22 protein-coding genes and 2 pseudogenes are annotated in these 25,318 nt (G+C 46.0%); 5 read left to right on the top strand and 19 right to left on the bottom strand.

Annotated features, from left to right (window positions below):
• Nucleotides 1–17: 17 nt before the first annotated feature.
• The 15 genes and pseudogenes from RIB93_RS06830 to RIB93_RS06760 all read right to left on the bottom strand — a co-directional run bounded on the left by RIB93_RS06830 (nucleotide 18) and on the right by RIB93_RS06760 (nucleotide 17,169).
• Nucleotides 18–1,181 (bottom strand): alpha/beta hydrolase, encoded by a 1,164-nt coding sequence (locus RIB93_RS06830; RefSeq protein ID WP_446371533.1) that lies wholly within the window; start codon nucleotides 1,179–1,181, stop codon nucleotides 18–20.
• A gap of 252 nt (nucleotides 1,182–1,433) precedes the next feature.
• Nucleotides 1,434–2,516 (bottom strand): DUF2235 domain-containing protein, encoded by a 1,083-nt coding sequence (locus RIB93_RS06825; protein WP_446371531.1) that lies wholly within the window; start codon nucleotides 2,514–2,516, stop codon nucleotides 1,434–1,436.
• 68 nt (nucleotides 2,517–2,584) lie between these two features.
• Complete coding sequence (locus RIB93_RS06820; protein ID WP_446371529.1) at nucleotides 2,585–3,118, bottom strand: hypothetical protein; 534 nt, start codon at nucleotides 3,116–3,118, stop codon at nucleotides 2,585–2,587.
• Nucleotides 3,119–3,317: 199 nt separating this feature from the next.
• Nucleotides 3,318–3,651 (bottom strand): annotated as a pseudogene (locus tag RIB93_RS06815) (IS1634 family transposase); the annotation flags it as partial.
• 136 nt (nucleotides 3,652–3,787) lie between these two features.
• Nucleotides 3,788–4,675, bottom strand: coding sequence for a pentapeptide repeat-containing protein (locus RIB93_RS06810; protein ID WP_446371527.1), 888 nt, complete (start codon nucleotides 4,673–4,675; stop codon nucleotides 3,788–3,790).
• A gap of 424 nt (nucleotides 4,676–5,099) precedes the next feature.
• Nucleotides 5,100–7,184: an interleukin-like EMT inducer domain-containing protein gene (locus RIB93_RS06805; RefSeq protein ID WP_446371525.1), complete on the bottom strand. Its 2,085-nt coding sequence runs from the start codon at nucleotides 7,182–7,184 to the stop codon at nucleotides 5,100–5,102.
• 88 nt (nucleotides 7,185–7,272) lie between these two features.
• A complete protein-coding gene (locus RIB93_RS06800) occupies nucleotides 7,273–7,434 on the bottom strand; it encodes a hypothetical protein (RefSeq protein ID WP_446371523.1) in 162 nt (53 codons plus the stop codon).
• A 6-nt stretch (nucleotides 7,435–7,440) separates the two neighbouring features.
• On the bottom strand, nucleotides 7,441–10,032 hold the full coding sequence (locus tag RIB93_RS06795; protein ID WP_446371521.1) for a DUF4912 domain-containing protein: 2,592 nt from the start codon (nucleotides 10,030–10,032) through the stop codon (nucleotides 7,441–7,443).
• Between the two features lie 144 nt (nucleotides 10,033–10,176).
• A complete protein-coding gene (locus RIB93_RS06790; RefSeq protein ID WP_446371519.1) occupies nucleotides 10,177–11,079 on the bottom strand; it encodes an interleukin-like EMT inducer domain-containing protein in 903 nt (300 codons plus the stop codon).
• 96 nt (nucleotides 11,080–11,175) lie between these two features.
• Nucleotides 11,176–12,246: a hypothetical protein gene (locus RIB93_RS06785; protein ID WP_446371517.1), complete on the bottom strand. Its 1,071-nt coding sequence runs from the start codon at nucleotides 12,244–12,246 to the stop codon at nucleotides 11,176–11,178.
• Nucleotides 12,243–13,871, bottom strand: a complete 1,629-nt coding sequence (locus RIB93_RS06780) for a hypothetical protein (protein ID WP_446371515.1) — start codon at nucleotides 13,869–13,871, stop codon at nucleotides 12,243–12,245. The genes RIB93_RS06785 and RIB93_RS06780 overlap by 4 nt, the downstream gene beginning before the upstream one ends.
• A gap of 359 nt (nucleotides 13,872–14,230) precedes the next feature.
• Nucleotides 14,231–14,710 (bottom strand): hypothetical protein, encoded by a 480-nt coding sequence (locus tag RIB93_RS06775; RefSeq protein ID WP_446371513.1) that lies wholly within the window; start codon nucleotides 14,708–14,710, stop codon nucleotides 14,231–14,233.
• A gap of 518 nt (nucleotides 14,711–15,228) precedes the next feature.
• The gene (locus RIB93_RS06770) at nucleotides 15,229–16,587 is read right to left on the bottom strand and encodes a polyprenyl synthetase family protein (protein ID WP_446371511.1); all 1,359 of its coding nucleotides are present in this window, start codon (nucleotides 16,585–16,587) and stop codon (nucleotides 15,229–15,231) included.
• Between the two features lie 98 nt (nucleotides 16,588–16,685).
• Nucleotides 16,686–17,060 carry an interleukin-like EMT inducer domain-containing protein gene (locus RIB93_RS06765; RefSeq protein ID WP_446371509.1) on the bottom strand — a complete coding sequence of 125 codons (375 nt, stop codon included), beginning with the start codon at nucleotides 17,058–17,060 and terminating at the stop codon, nucleotides 16,686–16,688.
• Complete coding sequence (locus tag RIB93_RS06760) at nucleotides 17,047–17,169, bottom strand: interleukin-like EMT inducer domain-containing protein (RefSeq protein ID WP_446371553.1); 123 nt, start codon at nucleotides 17,167–17,169, stop codon at nucleotides 17,047–17,049. Before RIB93_RS06760 ends, RIB93_RS06765 begins: the two co-directional genes overlap by 14 nt.
• A 351-nt stretch (nucleotides 17,170–17,520) precedes the next feature.
• On the opposite strand from RIB93_RS06760, the gene RIB93_RS06755 reads away from it, so the two are divergent.
• Nucleotides 17,521–18,813, top strand: a complete 1,293-nt coding sequence (locus tag RIB93_RS06755) for a glycosyltransferase (protein ID WP_446371507.1) — start codon at nucleotides 17,521–17,523, stop codon at nucleotides 18,811–18,813.
• A 58-nt stretch (nucleotides 18,814–18,871) separates the two neighbouring features.
• On the opposite strand, the gene RIB93_RS06750 is transcribed toward RIB93_RS06755, so the two are convergent.
• Together RIB93_RS06750 and RIB93_RS06745 are read right to left on the bottom strand one after the other, a co-directional pair.
• Nucleotides 18,872–19,213: a XisI protein gene (locus RIB93_RS06750; RefSeq protein ID WP_446371505.1), complete on the bottom strand. Its 342-nt coding sequence runs from the start codon at nucleotides 19,211–19,213 to the stop codon at nucleotides 18,872–18,874.
• Between the two features lie 57 nt (nucleotides 19,214–19,270).
• Nucleotides 19,271–19,384: pseudogene (locus RIB93_RS06745) on the bottom strand (element excision factor XisH family protein); the annotation flags it as partial.
• Between the two features lie 378 nt (nucleotides 19,385–19,762).
• Here RIB93_RS06745 and RIB93_RS06740 point away from each other — a divergent pair.
• On the top strand, nucleotides 19,763–21,250 hold the full coding sequence (locus tag RIB93_RS06740) for a peptidoglycan-binding domain-containing protein (RefSeq protein ID WP_446371503.1): 1,488 nt from the start codon (nucleotides 19,763–19,765) through the stop codon (nucleotides 21,248–21,250).
• A 131-nt stretch (nucleotides 21,251–21,381) separates the two neighbouring features.
• Here the strand turns inward: RIB93_RS06740 and RIB93_RS06735 are convergent, their stop codons facing one another.
• Entirely contained in the window at nucleotides 21,382–22,014 is a 633-nt protein-coding gene (locus RIB93_RS06735; protein ID WP_446371501.1) for a Uma2 family endonuclease, read from the bottom strand.
• 83 nt (nucleotides 22,015–22,097) lie between these two features.
• Between RIB93_RS06735 and RIB93_RS06730 the strand changes: the two genes are divergently transcribed.
• The 3 genes from RIB93_RS06730 to RIB93_RS06720 all read left to right on the top strand — a co-directional run bounded on the left by RIB93_RS06730 (nucleotide 22,098) and on the right by RIB93_RS06720 (nucleotide 24,475).
• Complete coding sequence (locus RIB93_RS06730) at nucleotides 22,098–22,286, top strand: hypothetical protein (RefSeq protein ID WP_446371498.1); 189 nt, start codon at nucleotides 22,098–22,100, stop codon at nucleotides 22,284–22,286.
• 62 nt (nucleotides 22,287–22,348) lie between these two features.
• Nucleotides 22,349–23,800 (top strand): AAA-like domain-containing protein, encoded by a 1,452-nt coding sequence (locus RIB93_RS06725; protein ID WP_446371496.1) that lies wholly within the window; start codon nucleotides 22,349–22,351, stop codon nucleotides 23,798–23,800.
• Between the two features lie 249 nt (nucleotides 23,801–24,049).
• Entirely contained in the window at nucleotides 24,050–24,475 is a 426-nt protein-coding gene (locus tag RIB93_RS06720) for a helix-turn-helix domain-containing protein (protein WP_446371494.1), read from the top strand.
• A gap of 107 nt (nucleotides 24,476–24,582) precedes the next feature.
• On the opposite strand, the gene RIB93_RS06715 is transcribed toward RIB93_RS06720, so the two are convergent.
• Nucleotides 24,583–25,227, bottom strand: coding sequence for a Uma2 family endonuclease (locus tag RIB93_RS06715; protein WP_446371492.1), 645 nt, complete (start codon nucleotides 25,225–25,227; stop codon nucleotides 24,583–24,585).
• Between the last annotated feature and the right edge of the window lie 91 nt (nucleotides 25,228–25,318).

The following is a 25,318-nucleotide window of genomic DNA, read 5'->3' as shown; positions in this document are numbered from 1 at the left end:
ATAACTGATAACTTCCATTACGAATAAGTTGGCATCGGCGGTAAATCCGGTGCTTCCTCAAGGTTGCTCATGTTATCCGTATCAACCTCTCCTGTTGTCAAGAAGCGGAAGGTTTCCTGATACAAACTCTTCCAGAAACGATTCGTCATTCCCTGACTCACTTCCATCGGGTCTACCATAGGATGAGGTACAAGGTCACTCGCTGGATAGAGATAGTAGCAGTGTCCCTTGCCTTTCGCCCCTATTTGGTCAAAGAATCTCTGGTTGGTTTTCAAATCAGCCGCGTCTTCATTCTCCGTTAATACCAAAAATGTCGGAATTTCCTCTAAGCTTTCTCGGTTTTTATCACTCCGAACAAAGGCACCAAAACGGTTGGCAGCGGTTAAACAGCCTACCGGAAAACTAACATTTTGTTCCCAAGAGAATTCTCTCAAGTCTAAGGGACCTGTGAGGTTAATGTAACGCTCATTAACTTCATTAGATACTTCCAAAAGCGGAGCATACGCTACCACCTTTTTAATCCGGTCTGGTCGAGACGCCGCCAGCCCTAGGGCAACGGCACCACCGACAGAGAGTCCTACCGTATAAACCGGTCCTGGCATTGCCTCTAATTCTGCCAGACGTTCCTGTGCATCTGTCAAATACTTCATATCAGACGACGTGAAATAGCGATCAAAATCTGGGTCATTGGGTCGCTCAATTGCCAATGCCATATCTAATAGCTGGGGTGCCATTTTGATAATCCGACCAATCAGCGCCATCTTCTGAAACGTGGTCAATCGTTGAAATTGCCCTTGCGATTTATTATCACGATTGGACAAGAAAAGGTCTAAAACAGCATCTTTTCGGACTTCATCACGAAGAGGATCACGAAATTCTGGCTTGAGGTCAACTTGGGGCCAATAACTATCGGGTGGAATAAACGCATGACCCGCCAAAGGAATTTGATAAATATTAAACCCGTTGCGGAAGAGGTAGTCACCCACCAGAAACATTTGCATCGGTTTAGCTGAAAAGCCGTGAAAGATCATCACTGTTCCACGAATTGATTCTCCCGGTTCATGCATCTGATAAAAGGGAGCAACTCCTGCACGTTTGTATGGATGAGATATCCAATAAATGTAGTAGTTTTCAATTGATTTTTTGGTTTGAGCAATTTGATCGGCTGTTGGAGTAATCATGGTGTTTCAGTTTAGAATGTTGATCGTGGACTTCGCTGACAGAAAAATCTAGGTTTTACCTTTGGCTTGGCTCAAGAAAACCGGGTTTTAATTGTGTCAGGGCAGGTTTAACTGCTATCGTTTTTGCTTTCACCAAAATGTGACTAAAGCCACCCAGACTGATTTATGAATTGATCAGAAAATTCTTGGCTCCGGGTATCATAATTCTTTTTATATGGAGTTATGTTACCCATAATAAAGTTAGGGGAGTGTCTATTGCTCTCCGTGTTTATCTAATAAAGCCTTGAAATTTTCCAGATTTGTAGGTCGGTAGTCAAAAACTTTTTGCCACCGTTCTTTAACACTCTCATGTAGCTCATTAAAGTCTTCACTCACTTCGCGAACCTTGCGTCCTGCTTTGAACGTTAATCGACCGATAAAACTCTGCGGTTCATTGCTGAACATGATAGTTGGGTCAGGGTGAATACCATATTCGATGACAGTTGGATCAAGTTCCAATCCCAAACGTTGTTGTTGACGCAATTGCTCAATGGATTCAATCATCCACAGCAACGCTCCATCGGATAAACCAGCTTGTTCTTGAGAGCCACCGCCTACTGATCCATGAACACCGGGAAACCAAACTTGACGCAGGAATTGATCCACAGGCTGACCCTTATATTCGCTTCTGCGGCTTACCTGCATGGGGGTAACGTTGAAAACCTCACGCTGCTCATCAATAGCAACAGCATGTAGGGCATTCTTAATAATAGGACTCAATGAGGTATCGTGGAAGGCGTATTTCTGATTAATCTGTTGGTCGAAGGAGAAAATTGTCGATAAATTCGGGATTCCCAGGGAACCGACGGTGTCCCAGCAGCCGATAAGTGTAATCGGAACTTGTTTGGCATTATTTTCCTGGCGGAACTGCTCCATTTTATAGGCATCGGGTGCAAATTCACTCTGGCGAGAGCGATATTTCTCGTAAGCTTCAGGCGCTTTGCGGATCTTTTCTCGTGGTAATAGCCCTGAGTTAAAGATCATTCCCGCTAAACTACGAACGGTATAAGCGCCGCGACTGAACCCGAATAAATAAATTTCGTCACCTGGTTCATAGTTTAAACAAAGAAAGCGATAGCCGTCTCGTATATTTTGATCAATTCCTTTGCCAAACGCTCCACCCAAAATCTTAGCGATGGGATTTTCTGTGCCAATTCCTTCATCGTAAAAGATAAGCTGAGGAATGTTTTGATCGCTAGTCGATTTAATTGCTTGAGCAATCTTGACCACATTAGTTGGATAAGGACTCGTTAGCTTTTGCCAGGTTCCGTCACAACAAACAACTAGACGCTTCATAGCTAGTTTAGCTCCAAAAAAATGAATTGGTATAAATAGTAGATCCTTCCCTAGTTATAATTAAAATTTTAAGGATCTAAAATGAACCAGGTTAGCGCAACTGAAGCAATCAGTAACCCGACTAACACTAAATTTCCCAGTAATGAAGGGGGTTGACGAATATTTTGTCGTTTGACCAGTAAAGAGACTCCCCCCTGATTATCCGCAAGTAGGTCATCACTGATAAAAAAGCTGACCTCACTGCCAAATTTTAGGGTAAATGAGGTGTTTTTTGCTTTAGAGCGAGCGAGTTCTGGTGTTGCATATACACCTGTCGTGGGTACGCTAACGATAAATTCACTGGAGGTTATGTAGTATTCATTGAGCCATCCAGTAGTACAATTTTCGCCATTTTCTTCACATTCATAGACGAAACTCCAACGACTCCAGGCATCATACATACCACCTTGAGATTGATCAATAAACTGAACCTCATAAGTGCCAGGTTTCAAATATTTGATGACGGGATTATTATTGTTGTTAACTCGCGCATCAATATTAATAATTGTTGCATCACGAGAACGAGTCAAAACTGATTGCCCGGATTGAGATTGGCTGGTCATAGTTCACCCTTTATAAATTCTGCAAATACTTGCTCAAAAAGACCGTTCAGCTTAATGAACCACTAACACTCAAGTTTCTATAATGTCTGATGAGTTCCCCCTAAGCCAACATTCGTTTGTTTTTCTTAATAAAACAAGTTGAATCAGTTATGTAGTACAGACGCGCCATGGCGCGTCTGTACGCTTCAAAATACGTTTATCTGACATCATAGAGGACTAATGCTCCTTCTACCAGATGGATAGACGCTAAACTTTTTTCTATTTCCTCTTGCCTAGACAATAGCCAGTCCATAGCTAGATAGAGTTCATCTTCGTCTGTCCCAGACAATCCCAATCGTTCTCCTTTTCCTGGATAGCTTGGTTGCCTCTTGTAATCCTCTGGCTGTGGCTAACTTCGACTTAGGGGCAATAATCCGCGCCGCTATCATCGATAGCACTAATCGCCTCTGGCGGGTGTTTTCGCTGCTAATGATTGAGTCTAATCCTATTTTTTTTATCGTTAAGAGCACAGCAGCAACGTGACCGTGAGGACGAATTGGCTTAAACGCTTGCATAGTCGGGGTTTAGGCTTCTATCGTCAATCGGGATGGGGGGAACTTCAGTCTATGGCAGGCTTTGGGGACTTGCACCACTACTAGAATGAAACAGCCCTGATTGTGCCAGTTTTTGTTAGTCCCATCGGTGTTGTCGAGCTTCATTGACTATCCCTTGAGCCTCTTCGAGTGAAATATTGTAGCGCACGCTCAAAAGTTGGGGAATGCGATCGCAGTCGCGATTGGGATTCACTTTTGGTTGATGGGAGTAGGAAGGCAGTGCAACATTACATAAAAAAGGCTTATGTTGCGCCTGTAGTTGAAGCGGTTCAAGATTCTGAACTTGGCGTGAATTTACAAAAAATAGCAAGGCACCACTGAGGTTAGCATCGCTGAGGTTGGCATCGCTGAGTAAGGTACAGTTGAGGTCGGCATCGCTGAGATTAGCATATTTGAGGTTGGCACCACTGAGGTTGGCATATCTGAGGTTGACACCGCTGAGGTTGGCATATCTGAGGTTGGCACCGCTGAGGTTGGCACCACTGAGATTGGCATTGATAAGGTCAGCACCACTGAGGTTGGCACCACTGAGGTCGGCACCGCAGATCTCTGCACCACTGAGGTCGGCACCGCAGATCTCTGCACCACTGAGATTGGCATTGATGAGGTCAGCACCACTGAGGTCGGCACCACTGAGGTCGGCATCACTGAGATTGGCATTGATGAGGTCGGCACCGCAGAGCTGTGCACCGCTGAGGTCGGCTGTTTTTGTATTTCTGTTGGCCCTGCGAAAATTGAGCAACAGGAAGACTCCACCGGCAACCATCACAATCGCCCCCATACAGCTGATGAGGGTTTCACGGTGTGGGTGAGCAAGGGTAGCGCTCTCGTTGTGGGATAGGCGATCGCCATCCGGCTGAAGTCTACGATCAGAGAGAGACGCAGGAACCGACGCAAGGGCTTGACTGCCTAAGACAACTGAGGCAGCAATCATGGATAAGCCTAGTAATTTGAGTTTGAGCATTGCCGGAAATTGTTACACTTGTTTATTCAGTCTGCCCTCTCTACCAGTAAAGAATTTAGTGAGCGCTTTGCCTATTACAAAAATTTTTCTTTGCAGCTTAAAGCTTACCAAACCTTACCTGTAACCCAGAACGAGGATCTAAAGTGGGTATGGCATCCATTGTCAGGTTTTGCTTAGACAGCAATTCCCAACGATAATGACGTAGTAGGTGAATTGGCTTAAACGCTTACATAGTCTGGGTTTAGCCTTCTATCGTCAATCGGGATGGGGGGAACTTCAGATTAGTAGCGAGCAAGATGCAAAGCCTGCGGCATGGCTTCGCTAAACGCACGACAAGGATGAGAGCCATTCTTGATATTAAGGTTTAAAGACTGAACCGCTTATTCTTCCCTAACTCCCCTGAGCCAGGGGAGGAGGTAGAGTTTCACGTTTCGTTGGCAAATGCGATGTAAGCACTACCCGCATAAGGGCGTCCTTGAGCATCTGCATTATGCGCCCCGGTGATGACAACTCCATCACTTAGGGCAACGGTATACCCAAACCCGTCTTTGGGTTGCACCTCCGGAGAGTATAATTTCTGTTTGTGCTGCCATGTTCCCTGATTGAGTTGGAAAATGTAGGCGCTTCCAGCATCAGAAGTCCCCACGACAGCCACTTGTCCCTGAATCGCCACTGAACAGCCGAAGCCATAGCGACGCTGTAAATCAGCAGGTTGCAGCTTCTGTTTTTGTTGCCACAACCCGTTTTCCTGTTGGAAAATGTAGGCAGCGCCAGTATCGGGATACCGTTGGGCATCAACACCATAAGCACCGATAATCGCGAATTCACCACTGAGCGCGATCGCATTACCAAAATTATCCCCATATTGTAAGTCAGCGGGTTGCAGTTTCTGTTTTTGCTGCCATACCCCATTTTCTAACTGGAACACATAAGCACTCCCAGCAAATTGACCGCCATCTGCTTTGGCAAGACGCGCCCCGATGATCGCGGTTTCCCCACTTATCGCCACTGCACCGCCAAACCCATCCCCGCGCTGTAAGTCATCGGGTTGCAGTTTCTGTTTTTGTTGCCACACCCCATTCTCAAGCTGGAAAATATAGGCACTCCCAGCTTCGGGACGACTTTCGGCGTCTACGGTATAGGCACCGACGATCGCGAAATTGTCACTAATCGCCACCGCACTCCCGAAACAGTCATTCCCCTGTAAATCAGCGGGTTGGAGTTTCTGTTTTTCTACCCACACGCCATTTTCCGGTTGGAAAATATAGGCGCTCCCGGCATTGGGGCGATCGGGCGCATCGGTAAAATAGGCACCGACAATCGCCAGATTTCCCTGAATCGCCACTGCATTGCCAAAGACATCTTGATGCCCAAACCCCGAGGGTTGGAGTTTCTGTTTTTCTGTCCACACGCCGTTGTGGTGTTGGAAAATATAGGCACTACCCACAGCCGGAGAGCCATTCACTTGAGCCAAACGCGCCCCTATAATGGCAGTCTCGCCACTCATGGCAATGGCACTGCCAAAGATCCCTTTTTCGGGTAAATCTGGGGGTTGTAGCTTCTGTTGAGGCTGCCAGGTTGGGCAGGGTATAACTAAAGGCATCCAGGCTTTGACCGATGTAAACCCAGAATTATTCAGATTTTCAATCACTGAATCCGGAGACGCGCCTTTATATCCGACAATTGACCAAGCGCCGCGAAATTCTAAGTGATCAATCAGACGGCTACCGATCGCGCGACAGGCATTTTTGGCAGCTTGGGAGAGATTGACAAAGGCATCATCTTTAAGTGCGATCGCGACAATCTTCCCATCGGGTATCGCTTCAATCGTTTGGGCAAAGCCATCCGCCACAGACGCATCCGCAAACAAGTCAAACGAACCCGCCAACAGGGGTTTGCCAGTAGCGGGTTCAAACACCACCACATTTAACCCGCGCTGATATCCTCCCTTAATTGGGATGACAGATCCATTCCGGCTAATATGCGTTAAAACACCGTACTCTCCAGCCGCCGATGTCGCCGAAATTGTCGCCGTGTTCGCGAAAATTGAGGGGAGCGTAAAGGAACGAGAACAGGTGACACCATGCTCATCCGATAACGCTTCAGTTGCTGTTCCCGGTGTCGCTCCCTTTTGACCAATCATCGCCCAAGAACTGCGAAACTGGAGATAATAAACCCAATACGCCCCCAACGCCGCACAAGCATTTTTCGCCCGCTCATCCAGATAGACAGTTCCCTCATCCTTCAGCGCGATCGCCACAATTCGACCAACAGGCAGACTCTCCATCCATTCGGTGAAGGCGATCGTACAACTGGGATCACCAAAGGTATCAAAGGTGGCGCTACCCAGCTTTTGACCCGTTACTTCATGGATAACCGCCACATTCAGTCCGCGATTGTACGGATCAAACCCGAATTCTTCGTCATTGACTGTAATCCGAGCCGAATTTCCCTGGTTATGAGCTGCCGACTGGACAGTGATATGGAGATGGGCTTCGTTATGGTTCATGCTTTCCTGTTTCCTTCACCCGCATCTGAAAAGTTGGTCATTCGTCATTTGTCATTTGTCATTCGTCATTTGTCAAGTCGGGGCGGGTTTATTTAGATCTGGGTGTAACCGAAAAGATAGTCGTGAAACCCGCCCCTACACAATTTGCCCCTGCTCCCCCTGCTCCCCCTGCTCCCCCTGCTCCCCCTGCTCCCCCTGCTCCCCCTGCTCCCCCTGCTTCCCCTGCTCCCCCTGCTCCCCCTGCTTCCACCTACAACTACGCCTTATGCTTAAGCGCCTCCAGCACGGTGGGGGGAACTTCTAAATAGGTGTACGAATTGTTACGATCCCTTGACACCAAGAACAGGGTATCGCTGTCGGTGGGAATATTAGTCGTCACTCGTACTGTTTCCGAGTCAGTTAGAGGTAGCCAGTCCCCAGTCGCCGTGAGATATCCCAACTCCGCCAGGTAATCCTGGTCCGCTGACGGAAATGTGAGCAGCACATAATTCTCTGAACCCTGACAATCATATTCCTGGACACAGTGGGAACGATAGCTGTCTGGATCTAAGCTGTCGGAGACATCATATAGACGCAACAGTAGCTTTTCTCCCCCTTGATGCTTTAAGGCTTGAATCTGATTCGGCACTAATTCCCAGTACGCATAGGCATTTTTGCCACTGTAAGGCACTAAGAATAGACGACTGTGAGAGGGATTCGGGGAATGAGACAGCCAGGTTCCTTCACCATGACCTATGCCTCCTGGGAGGACATTGCCCGTCCCGAAAATCGGCGTCACCCGCACAGTTTGCGATCGCGTCAATGGTAACCAGTAGCCTTCACGGGTCAAGTAACCCAGTTCCACTAAATAATCCCGGTTCTCTGCGGGTAAAGACAAGAGTAGATAGTTTTGCTCCCCCTGACATCCGAACTGTTGCAGCATCGGCGGCTGATCCCGCTCTGGGTTGGGACTATCGGTGATATCATACAGACGCAACATCAGCTTTTCTCCCCCTAAACGCTGGAGGGATTGGGCTTGAACCGGAGCAATATCCCAATAGGTGTAGGCATTCTTGCCGTCGTAGGGAACTAAAAAGAGGCGACTGTGAGCGGGGGCTGGCGGGTAATATCCTCCTCCATACCCAGATGGGGCAGGGGGTGCAGTCATCGCTGATGGTGTCGTGGCTGGGTAGGGCGATGGCGCAAGCCAAGCTTGTGTGTTTGGAGTGGCGGTGACAGCGGTACTGGTGGGAATTGTCGGAGAAACCCGCACCTTATTCGAGGTAGCCAAGAGCAGCCATTCTCCGCCTGGAGTGAGATACCCTAACTCCGCCATATAATCTCGATTCTCTGCGGGTAGTGTCAATAGGATATAGGGAGGTTGAGGCTCACAGCTAAACTGCTGGAGCAGATAGGGGGGCTGATGGGGTGAAATCAGGCTGTCGGTGACATCATAAAGCCGTACTACCAGATCTTTGCCTCCTTGACGCTGGAGATTCTGGATATGGGCTGGGGCTACGTCCCAATAGGCATAAGCGTTTTTGCCATCGTAGGGGACTAGGTGTAAACTGCTGTGGACTGGCGCTGGTGCTGGCGCTGGCGCTGGCGCTGGAACTGGGGCGGCGACTGGGGTTGGAGGAGGAACAGCCGCGCCCGCTGTGTTTATTGGTGTGCCATTCGTCGCTATTCCCTCACCGAAAGGACTACGTTTTGGACGTTCATCATCATCGTCGCGATTTTTCAGCAGCCAGACGAGGAAACCGCCCGCCAGAAACGAAAGGGCAAGCAGTAACGGTACCCACCAGGGGATCAGTCCGGGTGGCGTGGCTTGGGCATCGACATCGACCTGATCAACGTCCCCGGGTGCGGCAGCAGGTTCGGGAGAATCCGGTGAATCGGGTGCATTCGGTGCCTGGGCTAGCTGGGCGGCGGCGGCGGCGGGTTCTTCGATCGCGTCTTCCGGTTCTGTCGTTGTTTCGGCAACAGCCTCTTTAACTGCCTGCTGATTGGATGGATCTAAAGCATAGCCGATAAAGGCTTCTACTGCAGGCGTAGCAGGTTCCTTATAGACATAAGACAGGGATTGGGAAAAAGGATAGCGTTCATCATCGGGAAAGACTTTATGCATGGGGATGATTGTCACATCCTGGCGATCAAAAACTTGATCCGCGATCGCATACCCAATCCCGCCAGCGTTTTTTCCCAGTTCTTCAATCACGGCTTCGGTACTATCTCGCTCTACCTGGGTGGTATTGGCTCCGATTCTAAAGGGTGCCGCTTTAAACACATCGTAGCGTTGAAACGCCTGCCGGGTATCACTATAGTCCGGGCGATCGATCAGTTGAATCGGTCCGGGTACACCCCCTAGTTCTGACCAATCCGTAATTTCACCTCGGAACACCCGGGCAAATCGCTCAAAGGTAATATCTATATTCCCATAAGGACTATTGGGTCCGACGAGGATGGCAATCTTTTGCCGACTTAAATTAATTTGGGCTAACCCTTGCGCCTTTTCTAGATCCGTCAACGGGCGTCCGATCGCAGCTAGATCAATCTCTCCTTCAGCTAGGGCTACTAAGGCGGCTTTACTCCCAGCAGAATTGAGTTGGACATCGGTACCCGGATACTGTTTTTCAAAACGCTCCTTTAAGGATTCATTCACCTTTGCCATACTGCTAGAACCATCCAGCCGCACCGTTGTCCCACGGGGAATCGATTCCGGTACCTCGAACTCCTCCGGTGAAATCTGAGCCAATACCGGATTTAGCCCCAGGAAGGTAAGTCGGAACTGAGGCGTAACAGTTCCTACGGTGATAAATAGGATAACGGAAGCGATGAACGCCTCTTTTTTGCTAAACGTCTGCATCATTAATACCCTTGATTGTAAATGAAATTGATAGCTTTTTGAGTTAATTTGTTTAGTGATTAGTAAGGAAAAAACTGAATGATCGTGTTATTGATTTTTTAGGCTGATCCTATTGAATTAACGAGTTAAATTTATCCCCAAAACAGTCTAAATCCAGAGTTTAAAACTGACTACCTGGTCATGATTTAATTGTTCAATCACTAAATTTTCACCCCTATCTTTATATCCCACAATCGCCCAAGAACTGCGGAATTGCAGATGGCGAATCAAGCGACTACCAAGTGCTTCACAAGCTTGTTTTGCCCGTTCTGAAAGATTAACAGAGGCATCATCTTTGACCGCAATGGCAATTCTCTGATCCAGAGAACAATCTTCAATCAGTTGGGCAAAGGCTTCGGCATTATCCGGATTAGCAAACAAATCAAAGCAACGACTGAACGCTTGCGTTTTATTATCCCGGTCAAAGACAACAACATTCAATCCCCGTTGATATCCTCCTTCTATCCCTATCTCTTCGTTATTCCAGGTGATTTGGGCGAAATTGCCCTGATTTCCCCCTGCCGATATCACCCCTAAGCTGGGACGCTGGACAGCATCCGCAGAGACAGGAAGTAAACGAGAACAGATGACATCTGAATAGTCCGATAATTCTTCTTTCGCGATTCCCGGTTTGGCATCTTTTTGACCAATAAACGCCCAAGAGGTGCGAAATCTGAGACAGTAAACTTGCCGACTGCCCAGGGATTGACAGGCGCGTTTAGCCCGCTGACTCAGGTTAGCACTTGCATCATCTTTAACCGCGATCGCGACAATTCGCCCACTGGGTAACTGTTCGATCAGATCGGCAAATCGGTCTGAGTCTCCCGGTAAAAAGGTATCAAATGTGGTGCAAACTAAGGGGTGTCCTGTTGCTTCATCAATAACGGCAACATTCAGTCCGCGACTATAATGAACAAACCCAATTTCTTGGTCGTTGAGTGTGATCCGGGCTGAGTCACCCATGAATCCACCTGCTGATTGAACTGTTATCGTTACTGTTGGAGAAGTCATTTAAATTAATTATGGCTTGATGCAACCGTCAAAGGATGTTCGTAGTTGGCACTTTAGTGCCAGAAACGCCAGAAGCGCTAAAGCGCTTACTACAAACTAATGCACATATTCGCCATAGGCAAACCCCCTTGCTGGTATTGTTTCCCCTTGCAGTACGAGAGTCACGTCAACCGCACCCGTCACTTCTTCAATAAAGGTATATTGGCGACTCTGATTATCGGGTACAATTAATTCACTCGTGGAATCAAACGCCATGGTTAATAACAATTGATCCTGGTCATCTGCCGCTTGTACCTGTAACTGTCGGGGCATACTCACTGTGCGATCGCCAAAGAGTGACGCCATGATTCCAGGGAGACGTAACGGTAAACTGGGAGTGGCAGACCAATCCCAATCAATTTGTAACGTAGCCCCCAAAAACACCTTCCGCAAGCGAGTGCCGGAATAGATAAAAATATAGGGTAAACCACTCATGGAATGGTTTTTATTCGTGCGTTTGTCTAACACGAGGGTGAAGGATCTGCCCTTCTTATCAGTAACATAAGCGACAAACCATTCCCAACCAATATCCTCGCCCCAACGAAACCGACCAAAATTGCGATCGTGATAGCAGAACCAGTCGCGATCAATGGCAAAGGATCGCCCACAGACGGATAATTCTCCCGAAACCTTTAACCCTGGAATTAATCCCCACCCAATAAAACCGCTACCGAATGGCGCATCTTCAGTTACTAATAGAGGCATGGCTTCAGCTTGTCCTTGAACGTTGAGAGAAAGCTGCGCCCTTTCATCGTGAACTTGAACCGATGAGTTCATGCCATTAATTTCCAGATTGATCCCCTTCCCTTGCAGACGTAAGGGATGACGACATACCATGTCCGGTTGCCAGTCTAGGCTAAAGGTTGTGCCAAAGGTTGCCACTGACGGGGGAGATTCCAGTTCTGGGGTAATTTGGGCAGAGGGCAAATTGACAATAAAGCTAACTTGCATCTGCCCCTGTTCCGGTTTGCCGATGAGAGTCGCGTTGACGAGTAGGCGGATTCCCGTTTTCAGATCCAGCAAAATAAAGTGATACCAATCCTTCCAATCTAGGGGTAAGGCGGGATCTTCTAGGGGAATACGTAAAGCTTCGACACGGTTAAGGAGAACTTGTTCGTTGACATTCATCGTCCCAGCGAACCTCCTTCATTGAGAACATCATTGAACATGACAGGGGAGGTTGGGGTAGGCGTGAAAGGTGGTGGGGCTTGATCCGCGATCGCCTTTACATATCTCGCCATCTTTGGTGACACCTGAATCAGTCCCAACAGAATCCCCACAAACCAGCGCTGGGCATCCATTCCCAGTTCACAGACAAAGGTTTTTGTCGCCGCATTGGATACAGAAACTGGGTTGTCTATCCCTTTAATGTTTAAGGCATTGGCAACTAATGTCCATAACCATTGTTCGCCGACATGAAGTAATCCCCCTTGTCCCATCTGCACCCCTAGAGAGGAATGATACGCCGCCGCCGCCGATTGACTGATCACCAGCCATCGGGGGGCTTGGGCTGAAGCAAAGGCGAGGACGCCATTTTTAAAGAAACGGGTCCGGCTAAGTCGATTCAGTAATTGGCTACCGGATTCCGTGCGGCTATAGGTATCCCCTTGTTGTGCCAACAGAATCAGGAGTTCCACTACCAACCAACGCCCCGGAAGCGCATCCAGTCCGGGTAATCCGGTGGTTAAACTGTAGCTGGCTTGGGTGGCAACTGTATGATCAACAACAGGTATTGTTGATTCCTGAGTCGCGATCGCCCGAAAACAATTCGCCATTCTAGGTGACACTTGGGCAAGTCCTAAAAGTAGTCCCGCAAACCATTGTTCAGGGTTTTGTGTATTGAGTATTGACGCTTCGCTTCGCTGATAGGGAATCGGGTTTGTAGGGGCGGGTTTAGGGACTTTCTTGTCGCTATTGATAGTAACGTTTGAGCAAAACCCGCCCTTATTCAATTCTGAGTGAACTCCCCCATCTCCCAGTTCAATATCAGTTTGGGCTAAATCAAATAACCATTCCTCCCAAATAGAAAGCAGATGTCGTTGTCCAATTTGGGCGGCGAGGATAGTATTCGCCATGGATAGACTACTGGCTATCCAAGCCGGAACTTGGGCAGAGGAAAAGGCATAAACGCCATTTTTAAAGAACTGGGTGCGACTCAGTTGGCTGAGTAATTCATTCCCTTGGGGCGTTTGGGCATAATTGGTTCCATGTTGGCACAGCCGTGTTAGCAGTTCTGCGATCAACCAACGGGCAGGAATTTTATCCAAATCCATTAACCCTGACATCAGACCAAAGATTCCAGAGGTACTGGGTTCAGCGGTTCCTAAGTAGTTTTCCTTGCTGTCTCTCGGCGGCGGAAATGTCACCATTAAGGGATGGATTACGGGAGTGCGATCGCTGTTTTCTGTTGGTTCTAATAGTTCCAATTGGATGGGAATGGCGTCTTCTAGCCAACCGGGAAATCTTAACCAGGTTTTCATGCTTGTCCCACTCGGCAGATAGTCGGGAATGGGAATCGTTAACTGACAGGTAGACTCATACTCTGGAAACAAATAAACATAAGGCGGTTCTAATCGACTAACAATGGGCAAAATCTCGCTGTCATTGAGTAGCCAATCATCTAGTGTCGGACGTAAAAGTACGGTCTCATGAAGTTGATTCCGGATCAATAGCTGGACAACCAAGTCTGTACCGGAATGGATTTTTAATCTTACTTGGGGCAGGACAAGGGTTTTCTCTAAGCGCTGACTCATTTAACACCTAGTCGGACGGTGTGGGCGTTTTACTCAATCTATTTATTTTAATCTTTATTCACTCTTTTAATTCATTTTTTTTATTAAGTTAAATAACGTTGATGTAATCCATCTGTGTTGTTGTATTCTCCTGGCACAATTCATTGTTTTGCAAACCCTTGATATACCGTAGTGTGGGCATTGCCCACCAGCATACCAGTCAATACCATTCAGTTTAAGTTAGTTATATTCAAATCGGACTACCCTTTAGAAAGGCTTCGCATACATTAGTGTCGCCGCGATTTCAATCGTCGTGGCAAAAGGGGGCAATATAGAGACGCGCCATGGCGCATCTCTACATTAATCAAGAGTCAAAATAATTAATCTAGAACCATCCAATCAACGGTGATACACCCTTTGTTATCCCAATACCATCCCGGCTCATCATTCATTTTAAAGATTACCGTTTGTCCGGCTTTGAGGCTGAGAGTCTTAGCACTGCTGATTTCTTCAATAACTTTACCACTCGCTTGATCTACAGCAACCAAGGCGTAGGGTGTATTGTTCGGATACGTTACATGACTTAGCAGTTTAGCCCCGGGTTCTCCGGCGGCGGTAATCTCTACTCCGTCTTTCACCGACCAAGTACCAGACGGGGTGACTTTAATTTTTGCATCAGTATCCATTGGATTTTGGAACTCTACCCCTTGTTCAGAAATAGCATCGACTTGCAATTGACCGGAAGGAAGGACTTTTTTCTCAAAGGCTTTATAGGTGACATTATTTTGGGAGAAGTTATAGAATGCAATTCGCCCTTCACTAAAATCGCCGTCAATATCAATTTCTAGGCTGCCATTCACAGAGACTTGCAAATTGGTTTTGGTATAAACAAAGTCAAACGTGTTTTCTACATTTTTTTCCCATCCCTTGTTGCCTAGAGTTTTTCCCCGCGCCAGTTCAGTGACTTTACCCGTATGGCTCCAAAAATCAGATTCATCTTTAGGAATTCCATTGATTAAGGATACTGCTAATCCGGTTTTGGCTAGTCCCCACTTATGTTTCTGCTGACCTTTCCTCCAATCGACGAGTAGATATTTAGCGGAATTATTTGTGGTGTCTCCGGGTTGGAAACCTAGGGCAAACCCAATAAAATCATCATCCCCAGTGTTGCCGACGCTTATTTTCCCGGAGACTTTAGTATTAAAAACATTAAATGGACTGTAAAATAATGTGGGTTTACCATTCGAGCATTCATTTAAATCTACTCAAAACCATTTATTTTTTCAAAACTTAACATTTTGTAATCATTTTTTGATCATCCAGACAGCAAAAAGCCATAACGAATGACAAATAACGAATGACAAATTACGATCCCAACCTACTTACTTCGATAAATGACATAATTAATCAACTCCTTCATAAATCGACGGTCATGCACTGGAGAGCCCCATTGTTCTCCAGGGCGTAGTGGAGTTTCCGGGAACAAAAACTCCAAAGAATCAAAGATATCGGCTGCTTTTTGAGCAAGCGATCGCGCCACGTTCCAACCATGTTCAATGCTGCCGCATCGTTGCATTTGCTCCATAATGAAGGCAACATGATCAGGGTGTTTTTGGGTGCGAGGTAGAGCCAAAATTTCCCGCATTTTCTCCGCTTCCTGTTTACTGTTGGCTAAAACATGGTTCAACATCAACGTGCGTTTGCCTTCATAGATATCGCCACCAATTTCCTTGCCATAGGATTCCATTTCACCTTGGAGATTTAACAAATCATCTTGGATTTGAAAGGCGATCCCCAAAATCATGCCAAACCGGGTTAACCCTGCCAAAGGTTTAACTAAATCCTGTACATTTGAGGCAGGATGTCCAACAATTAGACCAATCCGACAAGGCGTAATAAAGGAATACCAGCAGGTCTTTTTCACACACATGGTAAAATAATCTTGGTCACTCAGATGGGAGGGATTCGTCGCCACCCAATCCAATTCCATTGCTTGACCTTCCACAGATTGCCGCGCCATGAACTCAATTTCATGTAAAATATTCAGCGCCTTAGATACCCCCAGCACTGATAAGTTTTCCAGCAGCAATCCCACCGCTAAAACATTCGTCGCATCTCCCACATTAATCGCACGGGGAATGCCAATCATTTGGTGTAATGTTCCCTTTCCCCGTCGAGACTCCGACTCATCTTCGATGTCATCGTGAATCAAAAACGCATTGTGATACAGTTCCAATGCAGCAGCAGCAGTTAATGCCGAATGTCCCATTCCTCCCACCGCCCGAGCGACACTAATACACATCGTCGGACGCAGCATTTTTCCGACGCGAAAAGGATAATCACTTAAAAGTTCATAGAGGGGAGTATAAGCACCAGAGACTTGGCGCTGGGTTTGGATAAATTCCTCAATTTTGACAAAAATGGCGTCTCGCGAACCCTGTAATGCCTCGTTGATAATACTTTGATTAAACTTAGAGGAATCTGCGACGAGACGTTGCTCCTTAGGTTCCTGTGCCGCCTGCAATTGGGCGAGATCCGATAAGGTTGTGGCAATCGCCTTACGAGTTCCTGAATCAATATCAGATACCGTTGACGATGAAGCTTGGGAGAGGGGGGGGTGAGGCAGTAAAACTTGGCGGGGTGTAGGTTTTAGCTTGAGGATTGGGAATTTTTTTGGGTCATACAATAACAAACTGAAGAAGGTAAAAAATACGAGAAATAAGAATAGTCCTAGCATTAACAATTTTCCTCTAGAGTTTCGGTTCAGAAATAGCCTTTATATTAAATCCGGGTTAACTACGTTGTGGTTGAAGATAACACTGTTGATAATTCGTCTTAGTCCATATTAATTAAAATAGCCCCGATGACCACGATAAAAATAATAGCCAGCAAAAGTCCGATAATGATTACTTGTTTCTTTTTCTCTGAGCCTGATTCGGAGGATTCTATTGATTCAGCCACAGGTTGAGCCACGGATGGAGTAACTGGGGTGGATTCAACCAAGGGAAACCAGGCGTTGACAGAAACTGAGCCAAAATTATTCAAATTTTCGATAACTGCACGCCCAGAAGCACGCCCAGAAGCACCCCTAGAAACATCTTTGATGCCGACAATCGCCCAAGATCCTCTAAATTGAAGACGGTCAATTTGAGTACTACCCATAGACTTACAGGCGGTTTTGGCGAGATCCGAGAGATTACAGCTCGTCATCTTTCGCCGCGATCGCAACCACCCGACCCTGTGGTATAGTCTCTATCCAGTCAGCAAAGGCATCCGCGTTAGCGGGATCAGCATAGACATCAAACGATCGACTCTGAATTAGAGAATAAAATTAACAGGCTTTATTTAGATCAAGCTAATGATAGGCTGAAAAATAATCATACCACTAATAGTTGTCAAGATTATCCAGGGATGTTATGAGATGGGGGAGCATGTAGAGACGTAGCATGCTACGTCTGGGAGCTGGGGGAGCTGGGGGAGCTGAGTAAGTTAATTCAAAACTATACCTTACCCTGTTCCCTGTTACACACCGAGCGTGTTACCGAGCGGAGTCGAGGTAAGCGTTCGACTGAGCGCTCACGCCGAAGTCCGAGGTGTTCCCTATTTCCTGACAAATGACAAATGACAAATGACAAATGACCAATGACAAATGACCAATGACAAATGACCAATGACCAATAAACGTATTGTTTTAACAGCCTATGGTTCCTTTGGCGATATTCATCCCTATATGGCGATCGCACTAGAGTTGCAAACACGGGGACATCGTGCTGTTATTGCCACAAGTGAGCTGTATCGGTACAAGATTGAAGCCGAGGGGATTGGATTTCATCCGGTTCGCTACGATAGTGCGATCGATATGCAGCAGGATGGGGAGTTTATCAGCGTGCTGTCGGAATCCCGTCGGGAAAGTGAATATACTATCTGTTATTTATTAATGCCGCATCTGAGGGCGACATACAAAGCGTTACTCGAAGCCGTACAGGATGCCGATCTGCTGTTGACGCACCACTTAAGCTTTGCCGGATCGTTAATTGCGGCAAAAACAGGGATTCCTTGGGTGTCAACGGTTCTCTCTCCGCTCCTATTTATGTCGGCTTACGACTCCCAAACCCTTTCCACTACAACCATCTCCCCTTATGAACAAGCCTTAGCCGTTGTCGCCAATGATGCCCGCCTGCGCCAATTTCGTTGGCAAGCCCGGTTGTGGAGTGCGCCGATACGTCAATTGCGTGGGGAATTGGGGTTACCACCCAGTTGTGATCCGGTGTTTGAAGGTCAACATTCGCCCGATTTGGTACTGGCGTTATTTTCTTCAAAGCTAGCCAAGCCGCAACCGGATTGGTGTCCCCAAACTCAGGTGACGGGGTTTCCTTTTTACGATCGCGCCCAACATGAGCAGTTGTCTCCAGAATTGGCAAGGTTTCTCGATGCTGGTTCTCCACCCATTGTATTTACCTTGGGTTCGCTGATGGTATGGACACCCGGAAACTTCTATTTAGAAGGTGCGATCGCAGCTCAACAGTTAGGATACCGTGCCATTTTACTGGTGGGCAAGGGAGTCCATAACCTACCGTTAAACCAGTTACCCGAAGGGGTGATTGTGGTTGACTATGCACCCCACTCCGAAATTTTCCCCCGTGCAGCGGTAATTGTACATCATGGGGGAGTTGGCACCACCGGACAAGCGTTGCGATCGGGGCGTCCCATGTTGGTGATACCCTATGCTCATGATCAGCCCGATAATGCCATGCGTTTGGTGCGTTTAGGGGTGGCGCGTACTCTCGCCCGACATGAATATAGTGCGAATACATTAACGGCGGAACTCAAGCAACTCTTATTTGAGCCAAGTTATGGGATCAAAGCCGCCGAGGTGGGAAAGCGGGTGCAGCAAGAAGATGGGGTCAAAGTGGCGAGTGACGCGATCGAAACCTATCTCAGATCTCAGGAAAATGGGCAATAAAAATCGTAATATGGCACACCTAAGTTAATAGATGAGAATTACTTAACCAGTTGTCGGCTCAACCCACTGCAAACCCCGTATATTGCCTAACTAAAGGTTCATGAAACGCCAAAACGATATCCTCTTTGGGAACTCCTAACTTCACTAATTCATTAGCAATACCAACTTCCGTACCATCATGCTGTATCCAAATCTTGTCATTTTTAATATCCAAATGTAACACACAACCATGCTGTCGTCGTCTGTTTTTCCAACCCACATACATCAACTGATAATGATTGCCAACTGGATCAAAAATTAGTTGTTGTTCAATTTCGATTTCGTCCTGAGTTGAACCGACACTGGCATAGTCAGTTATGACTTGTTGGACATAATTTTGATATTTTTTTAGTTTTTCCATGCGACAATAACCTCCTGCACCGGATCATAAACAATAAGTTTAAGCTGAAACCGCTGAATCACGGTACATTTCAACATCGCCAATCTTAATCCGAAAAGGGTCATCAGTAATCAGCCAACCCTCTTTTTGCAATCCGTTCCTAACAGCATCATGAAAAATATCTTTCGCCACATCCCCCCACAGTAAAATCTAATCGTTTTTACCTTTAATTATACAACAAATACCCACTATATCTGACTTAACTTACATCCTGTTGAGGACACGGCACTGCCGTGTCCCTACCCTTTCCCCGAAATAATTGATTGCGTAGGGACAGGATAATATCGTCCCCTTCTCAAGACAGAAATGCTAGGATTTAAACCGAGAATAAAAAAGCGCGATCGCGAGTTGTTCTATACAAAGCCGTGCTAAATTGAAAATCATTAATCCAAACAAGCGCCTAACGCACCATACAGGATAGGTTCAGAGTCCTGACTGCTTAAAGACGTTAGCAAATTAGGTTATAATAATTCATCGTTAAATTAAATAAATAAATTAATCAATCAACCCATGAAACTCACCGATATTATCCATCACGATATCGTAATTCACTTAGATACGCTGAAAACTGACCCAGAATTAGTCAAGCAAATCCAAACTCAACTGAATCGCTTAGGATTTTACCCCGCTGGTTCCTGGCTCGATGGTGCTTATGGCAACCAGACAGAAAAAGCAATGACTGAGTTTTGTCAATCGGTCTACCTGAATAATATGGAGAGTGGCAAGTTTGGCAAAGGTTGGGCGCAAAAACTACTGCCGGAAAACCCAAAACCCCTTCCCTCGCTCAAAGACAAAAATAAAGACACGATTTATCAAACCTTCTTAAAAGAGTCCGTAAAAGGAACTGTTGACAAACCCGTTCTATTTTATAAAGGAATTGACACCTCTCCCTATAAAACCCAAGTCAAAGAATATCCCGCCCATCTGAGGCAGAAACCGAATGGTAAAACCTTGGTTTCTGTTACTAAAGACACCGCCCATTTCCAATCCTTCCCCTCAGTAGGACAACTCCCCGATATTGATGACCAAGGCTTAAGCTTTTTGCATCCAGAGATTACTGAAGCCTGTCTCTGTGTAGGCAGTTTTGTTAACGGAGACTTCAAAACCAAGTGGCTAGGCAGAAATGCACTAAGTAAAACCGAGTTTTGGAGTAGTAGTAAAATTATCCCGATTCTCAATCTCGTCTCTCGCAGCAACACCAACGCCTTTCAAACCGATATTGATACCTGCCTGATTCGAGGCAGAGATTTAAGCGGACAATACCGAGAGTTCTCGTTTCATGATGTGCTTAGAGACATTCTCTCCTACGAGAATCGCATGGCTTCGTCCAACTCCCTAGCGGCAATGTTAAAGCAATTTTCCACACCCGCCGAGTTAGAGAATTGGCTGAAAAGTATGACTGGAAATCAAGACTTGATTTTCACAGGAAGATATGGCGAAGAACCCTTTATCCCAGAACCCGAATTATCAACGCAACCGCCTCAAGCATGGTGGCGTCCTCGAGAGGTTATTCTGAAAGGTGTCTCGGAACGACATCGCGGCGAAAATACGATTACAGCTTATGATTTAACTCGAATGATCTCGATATTGGGTTGGCATTATCACATCCCCCAAGCCTCACGCTTACCGGGTGCCCAATGGCATAGTTTAGAATCGGTGATTCGGGCGATGGGTGCAGATGCGGCACGTTTAACGGATGTGGCATTAGATATGTTAGATTTGCAGGATAAAATTAGTTCTCCGGTGATTATTTCTAAACTGGGGAATGGTGTAACTCAGATTCGGAATCGGGCGGAAGCGGTTTATGTGGCGTTGGTTCAGTTTATTCAACCGAGTACAATGGGTGTGCCAGAGTTGGTGACGTTTAGCATGGCATTAAAGGGGGCAAAGCGGTTAGAACCCAGGGATGCGAAGCGTGAGGTGGTGGAATTAGATGCTCGGATGGCAACAGAAGTGACGGAAATTATTCGTCGAGGGGCGTTAGGGGAATTGGGTTGAATTAAGGCTGGAGGGACGGCTAAAAACCAAGCCCAACAATAATTCGGTCAATTAATTTATGAACTTAATTCTGTTCTCCATAGTGATAAAATTAGTAGGGAATCAGCAGCGCTTTCAGCCGGGGGAGGATGTCAATGTCCCAACTGCTGCCTCAAGTCGCGAATAGCTGCGCTGGTATTGCGTTGATAGGCAATTTCTAAACATCGCGCCACTATCTGTGATAAATTCACATCTGGGAAATATTGACTTTGCGATGCGATGCCATACTCATCACCCTGAAGTTGGTAAATCAACAGGTGTTGATTCCGAAATAACCAGACTTCCGGGACTCGATAGGGGAGATAATCCTGCACATTGGAATAGCTGGTGATGTCAATTTCTAACACCAAATCCGGCGGTGGGTCGTTGCACCAATCAATTCGTTCCTTACCCGAAATGGCTTGCCAATGGTCAATGTAAAAGCAATAATCCGGCTCAATCCCACTTTCTTCTGGAAGTTGCATCGTTACTGGCGTAAACGAATCATACTCGCACCCTGTCGAATCAAGGAGCACCTTAATAATGTCCGCAATTAGACTGACATCTCTATCATGCTTGGGCAACGGCGACATAAGCAACACTTCTCCAGAACGATATTTGAGTCGAGGAATGGAATCATCTCCCCGCTGCTTACACAACGTTTGATACTCCTGCCAGGTAGCAGGCGACCTCACTACAGTTCCGGCTGAAAGATAAAGTTTTTCGGGCGAAATGACGGTAATCATATCTTCATCCCCATATCCTTTCCTTAACCAATCATTCTACTTCCGTCTCCCTCATTTTCATTCATTCCTGTTATAAACTCCAGATGAAATTCCAACGGGAAGTGGAAGCCTCAGTGCATGTCCCACCTGTGGCGACCCAGAAATCCTCCACTGTCGGGGCTTTGAGCCAGTCGTACTGGAATCTCGCCAGAAACACTTCACTCGCGACGGCGGTCATCGCGCCCTCAACCCCGCGCAACTTCTCAAGGGCAGCGAGTAGGCAACAGCTATAACGTTTACCTGAGTCCGATAAAGGATTAGAATTAGCGCATGATACTCATTAGCGATCGCAGATATGAGCGCAAGTGCAGACATCGTAGAATTAGCCGACACCTTAGTCTATACCAAGACTGGGCAGCATCTGAATGATCTGCAACGGTTCATTCTACGGGAATCATGCCAAGAGACGAAGAAAAATTATGACCAAATGGCTCAAGAGTTGGGGTATTCGGAAAGTTATATTAAGCAATCGGTTGCGCCTCAGTTATGGAAACTGCTGTCCCAAGGACTAGGAGAAAAAGTAACAAAGGCTACTGTTCGCTCTGCCCTAGAACGGCAACTGCTGGCTGAAAATGAACCTAAATTTAAAACTGTTATTAATCACACTCTATCATCGATAGAAACAGGTCGTTCTGATCGTTCAGATGACCTGGATTACTTACCCAACCCGCTTATTTCCCCATCGGATCAGATCATTTTGCCATCCGTTGACCTGGAATTACCTGATGGCTGTGTTCCCTTAAAATCTCCCTTTTATATCGAGCGAGTTCCCTACGAAGCCCAATGTTATCGGGAATTGCTTAAACCTGGCACGTTGATCCGAATTAAAGGACCGAGACAAATTGGCAAAACTTCGTTGGTTAATCGCTTACTCAGTCGGGGTATCGCCAATAATTATAAAACGGTCGTCTTGGATTTTCAGCAAGTCGAAGAAACCGTGATTAGCGACTTAAATAAGACGTTGCGCTGGTTATGTGCCAGCTTGACTCGCCAATTAAAATTAAAGTCGAGGCTGAATGACTATTGGGATGAAGATTTGGGCAGTAAGATGAGTTGCGCTCTCTATATTCGAGAATATATTTTAGCCGAAATTGATGATCCGATTGTCTTGGTTTTAGAAGAATTGAGCCTGATTTTTCAACAGGTGAACATTGCCCAAGAATTGCTCACTTTGTTGCGGTCTTGGCATGAGCAAGCTAAAGTTGACCCGATTTGGCAACGGTTACGCTTGATACTCATCCAATCAACTGAGGTCTATGTTCCTTTAGATATCAATCAGTCTCCGTTTAATGTCGGGCTAGGCGTTGATTTAGAACTTCTGAGTCAGGAACAGGTGCAAGACTTGAGTGGGCGTCATGGCTTGAGGTTAGAAGCCGATAAAATTACTCAGCTTATGCAACTTGTGGGGGGTCATCCTTATCTGGTACGGCTGACGTTATATCACTTAGCTAGACAGAATTTTACGTTTGAGGAGATCCTGCAAACAGCCGCAACGGAGACGGGAATTTATGCCAACCATCTGCATCGACATTTATGGACACTGCAACACAATCTTGAACTAGCGGCGGCGTTTAACCAAGTTCTCAGCACCACTGAACCGATTGAGGTGGAACAGGTACAAGGGTTTAAGCTACACAGTATGGGACTGGTCACTCTTCAGGGCAACCAGGTGAGGCTAAGTTGTGATTTGTATCGATCCTATTTTCGCGATCGCATGATCAAGTGTCAAGACTCAGCCAGCGAGTAACAGCAGAGGAGTTCCAGAGGTGTTCTGACAGGGTGCGTCTGGAGAGGAGAACCAAAAATGACGAACTTTTAGAGAAAGTTGTCACTTTTTATATATTGACAAAACTGACCGATAATGCATAAAAAGTAAAGCTAATCAAAAATTAGTCAATTTTTAGGAATTTTTCTGTATTTTTAGATGCCAATTAAACTGTTATTCTTGATTCAGTCAAGTTAAAGCCGTAGTAATTGCATCAAATCCTATATCGATATGGACAATAAACCTATAGAAACAAAAATTCAAGCGTTAGATGAGTGGATTAAAAACAATTCGGATTCAAGAGAGTCAAAAAGGGCTATAGTGGTTAAATTAACTCTTCAAGGATGGAATTATAACTCAATCTCCACATGCATCAATGTATCGAATGGGTTTATCAGTAAATGGAATAAGCGGTTTAACGAATCTGGATTAGAAGGTCTGAAATTATCTTACAAAGGCTCTAGTGGTTATTTGAGCAAACAGCAGAAACAAGATGTAATAAATTGGTTAAATCAAGACGAGAATCAGGGTTTAGAGAAGGTTAAACGTTATTTAAGAGAGAAATATGATATCAATTTTAAATCCAACTCAAGCTACTATAATTTAATCAAAGAAGCACAAAACTGTTTCCTTCAGTTCTCTGCGGAGTATTTCTAACGGTTGTAGGACTTACACATTGATAAAATAAATACAGCAGATTTCAGGTTGATGAGGTACAGTCTTCTAAGCAAGATCCCCTTAATGAATGTGAGCGCATTTTATCTCTAATCCGACTGCTGTTCTCTCACCCAAGTCCGAAACGCCCGTAATGTTGCGGTTTCTCCATCCGCTAAACTTTGCCGAATAAACCGAGGAATTGCGGCTAAAGATAGCCATGGAAACGTCGGACTTTTCTCCACAGATTGATAACTCGTTGATTCTGGAGATAAAACAAATACATCGAATTTACGTCCATCATAACGCCACAGTTCTGGTACACCAATCGCGGCATAAATTGGTAGTTTATCCATAGAACCACTGGTAATATCAATCTCTAAGACTAGATCGGGTGGCGGGTCATTCGCCAAATCAATCTCTTGTTTATGTCTAACCTTGGGTTCATTTTGGATGTAGTAACAGGAGTCAGGTTCTCCCCCTTTTTGTCGTTTTTCTCGCTTCAGAGTGAGAGAACCAAACCGTTTGAGGTTGAGATTTAATTCATCCGCGATCGCGCCAATTAAGCTTTCAATAAAGCGGTTATTATTTTCATGAGATCCTAAGGGCGTCATAATTTCTAATACTCCGTCATTGTAAGCCAAACGAGCGCAGCGGTTTTTCCCTAAGTCTGCAAGTAACCGCTCAAACGTTTGCCAACTGATATTTGACAGAATGACCCGATGTTCGGCTAGTTTGAACGTAGCTGTTGTCATCACCTATTCCTGACAAAATTATCCCTTTTGTAGGGGTGTAAAAATGAAAGTAATTATTGAGTAAAAATGGCTTTCCTCCTTGTATAGTATA

Origin of the sequence: Coleofasciculus sp. D1-CHI-01, from assembly GCF_040218875.1 — a bacterium.
In the GTDB taxonomy this organism is placed as follows: domain Bacteria; phylum Cyanobacteriota; class Cyanobacteriia; order Cyanobacteriales; family Coleofasciculaceae; genus Coleofasciculus.
This window is presented reverse-complemented; position numbering and strand designations above follow the sequence as displayed.

Excerpts from the sequence above, each read along its gene's own strand:
- RIB93_RS06750 (WP_446371505.1), bottom strand. The coding sequence starts at position 19,213 with ATGGAAAAACTAAAAAAATATCAAAATTATGTCCAACAAGTCATAACT.
- RIB93_RS06725 (WP_446371496.1), top strand. The coding sequence starts at position 22,349 with ATGAGCGCAAGTGCAGACATCGTAGAATTAGCCGACACCTTAGTCTAT.
- RIB93_RS06825 (WP_446371531.1), bottom strand. The coding sequence starts at position 2,516 with ATGAAGCGTCTAGTTGTTTGTTGTGACGGAACCTGGCAAAAGCTAACG.
- RIB93_RS06730 (WP_446371498.1), top strand. The coding sequence starts at position 22,098 with ATGAAATTCCAACGGGAAGTGGAAGCCTCAGTGCATGTCCCACCTGTG.
- RIB93_RS06720 (WP_446371494.1), top strand. The coding sequence starts at position 24,050 with ATGGACAATAAACCTATAGAAACAAAAATTCAAGCGTTAGATGAGTGG.
- RIB93_RS06795 (WP_446371521.1), bottom strand. The coding sequence starts at position 10,032 with ATGATGCAGACGTTTAGCAAAAAAGAGGCGTTCATCGCTTCCGTTATC.
- RIB93_RS06755 (WP_446371507.1), top strand. The coding sequence starts at position 17,521 with ATGACCAATAAACGTATTGTTTTAACAGCCTATGGTTCCTTTGGCGAT.
- RIB93_RS06735 (WP_446371501.1), bottom strand. The coding sequence starts at position 22,014 with ATGATTACCGTCATTTCGCCCGAAAAACTTTATCTTTCAGCCGGAACT.
- RIB93_RS06830 (WP_446371533.1), bottom strand. The coding sequence starts at position 1,181 with ATGATTACTCCAACAGCCGATCAAATTGCTCAAACCAAAAAATCAATT.
- RIB93_RS06785 (WP_446371517.1), bottom strand. The coding sequence starts at position 12,246 with ATGAATGTCAACGAACAAGTTCTCCTTAACCGTGTCGAAGCTTTACGT.
- RIB93_RS06805 (WP_446371525.1), bottom strand. The coding sequence starts at position 7,184 with ATGAACCATAACGAAGCCCATCTCCATATCACTGTCCAGTCGGCAGCT.
- RIB93_RS06765 (WP_446371509.1), bottom strand. The coding sequence starts at position 17,060 with ATGACGAGCTGTAATCTCTCGGATCTCGCCAAAACCGCCTGTAAGTCT.
- RIB93_RS06770 (WP_446371511.1), bottom strand. The coding sequence starts at position 16,587 with ATGCTAGGACTATTCTTATTTCTCGTATTTTTTACCTTCTTCAGTTTG.
- RIB93_RS06715 (WP_446371492.1), bottom strand. The coding sequence starts at position 25,227 with ATGACAACAGCTACGTTCAAACTAGCCGAACATCGGGTCATTCTGTCA.
- RIB93_RS06780 (WP_446371515.1), bottom strand. The coding sequence starts at position 13,871 with ATGAGTCAGCGCTTAGAGAAAACCCTTGTCCTGCCCCAAGTAAGATTA.
- RIB93_RS06740 (WP_446371503.1), top strand. The coding sequence starts at position 19,763 with ATGAAACTCACCGATATTATCCATCACGATATCGTAATTCACTTAGAT.
- RIB93_RS06810 (WP_446371527.1), bottom strand. The coding sequence starts at position 4,675 with ATGCTCAAACTCAAATTACTAGGCTTATCCATGATTGCTGCCTCAGTT.
- RIB93_RS06820 (WP_446371529.1), bottom strand. The coding sequence starts at position 3,118 with ATGACCAGCCAATCTCAATCCGGGCAATCAGTTTTGACTCGTTCTCGT.
- RIB93_RS06790 (WP_446371519.1), bottom strand. The coding sequence starts at position 11,079 with ATGACTTCTCCAACAGTAACGATAACAGTTCAATCAGCAGGTGGATTC.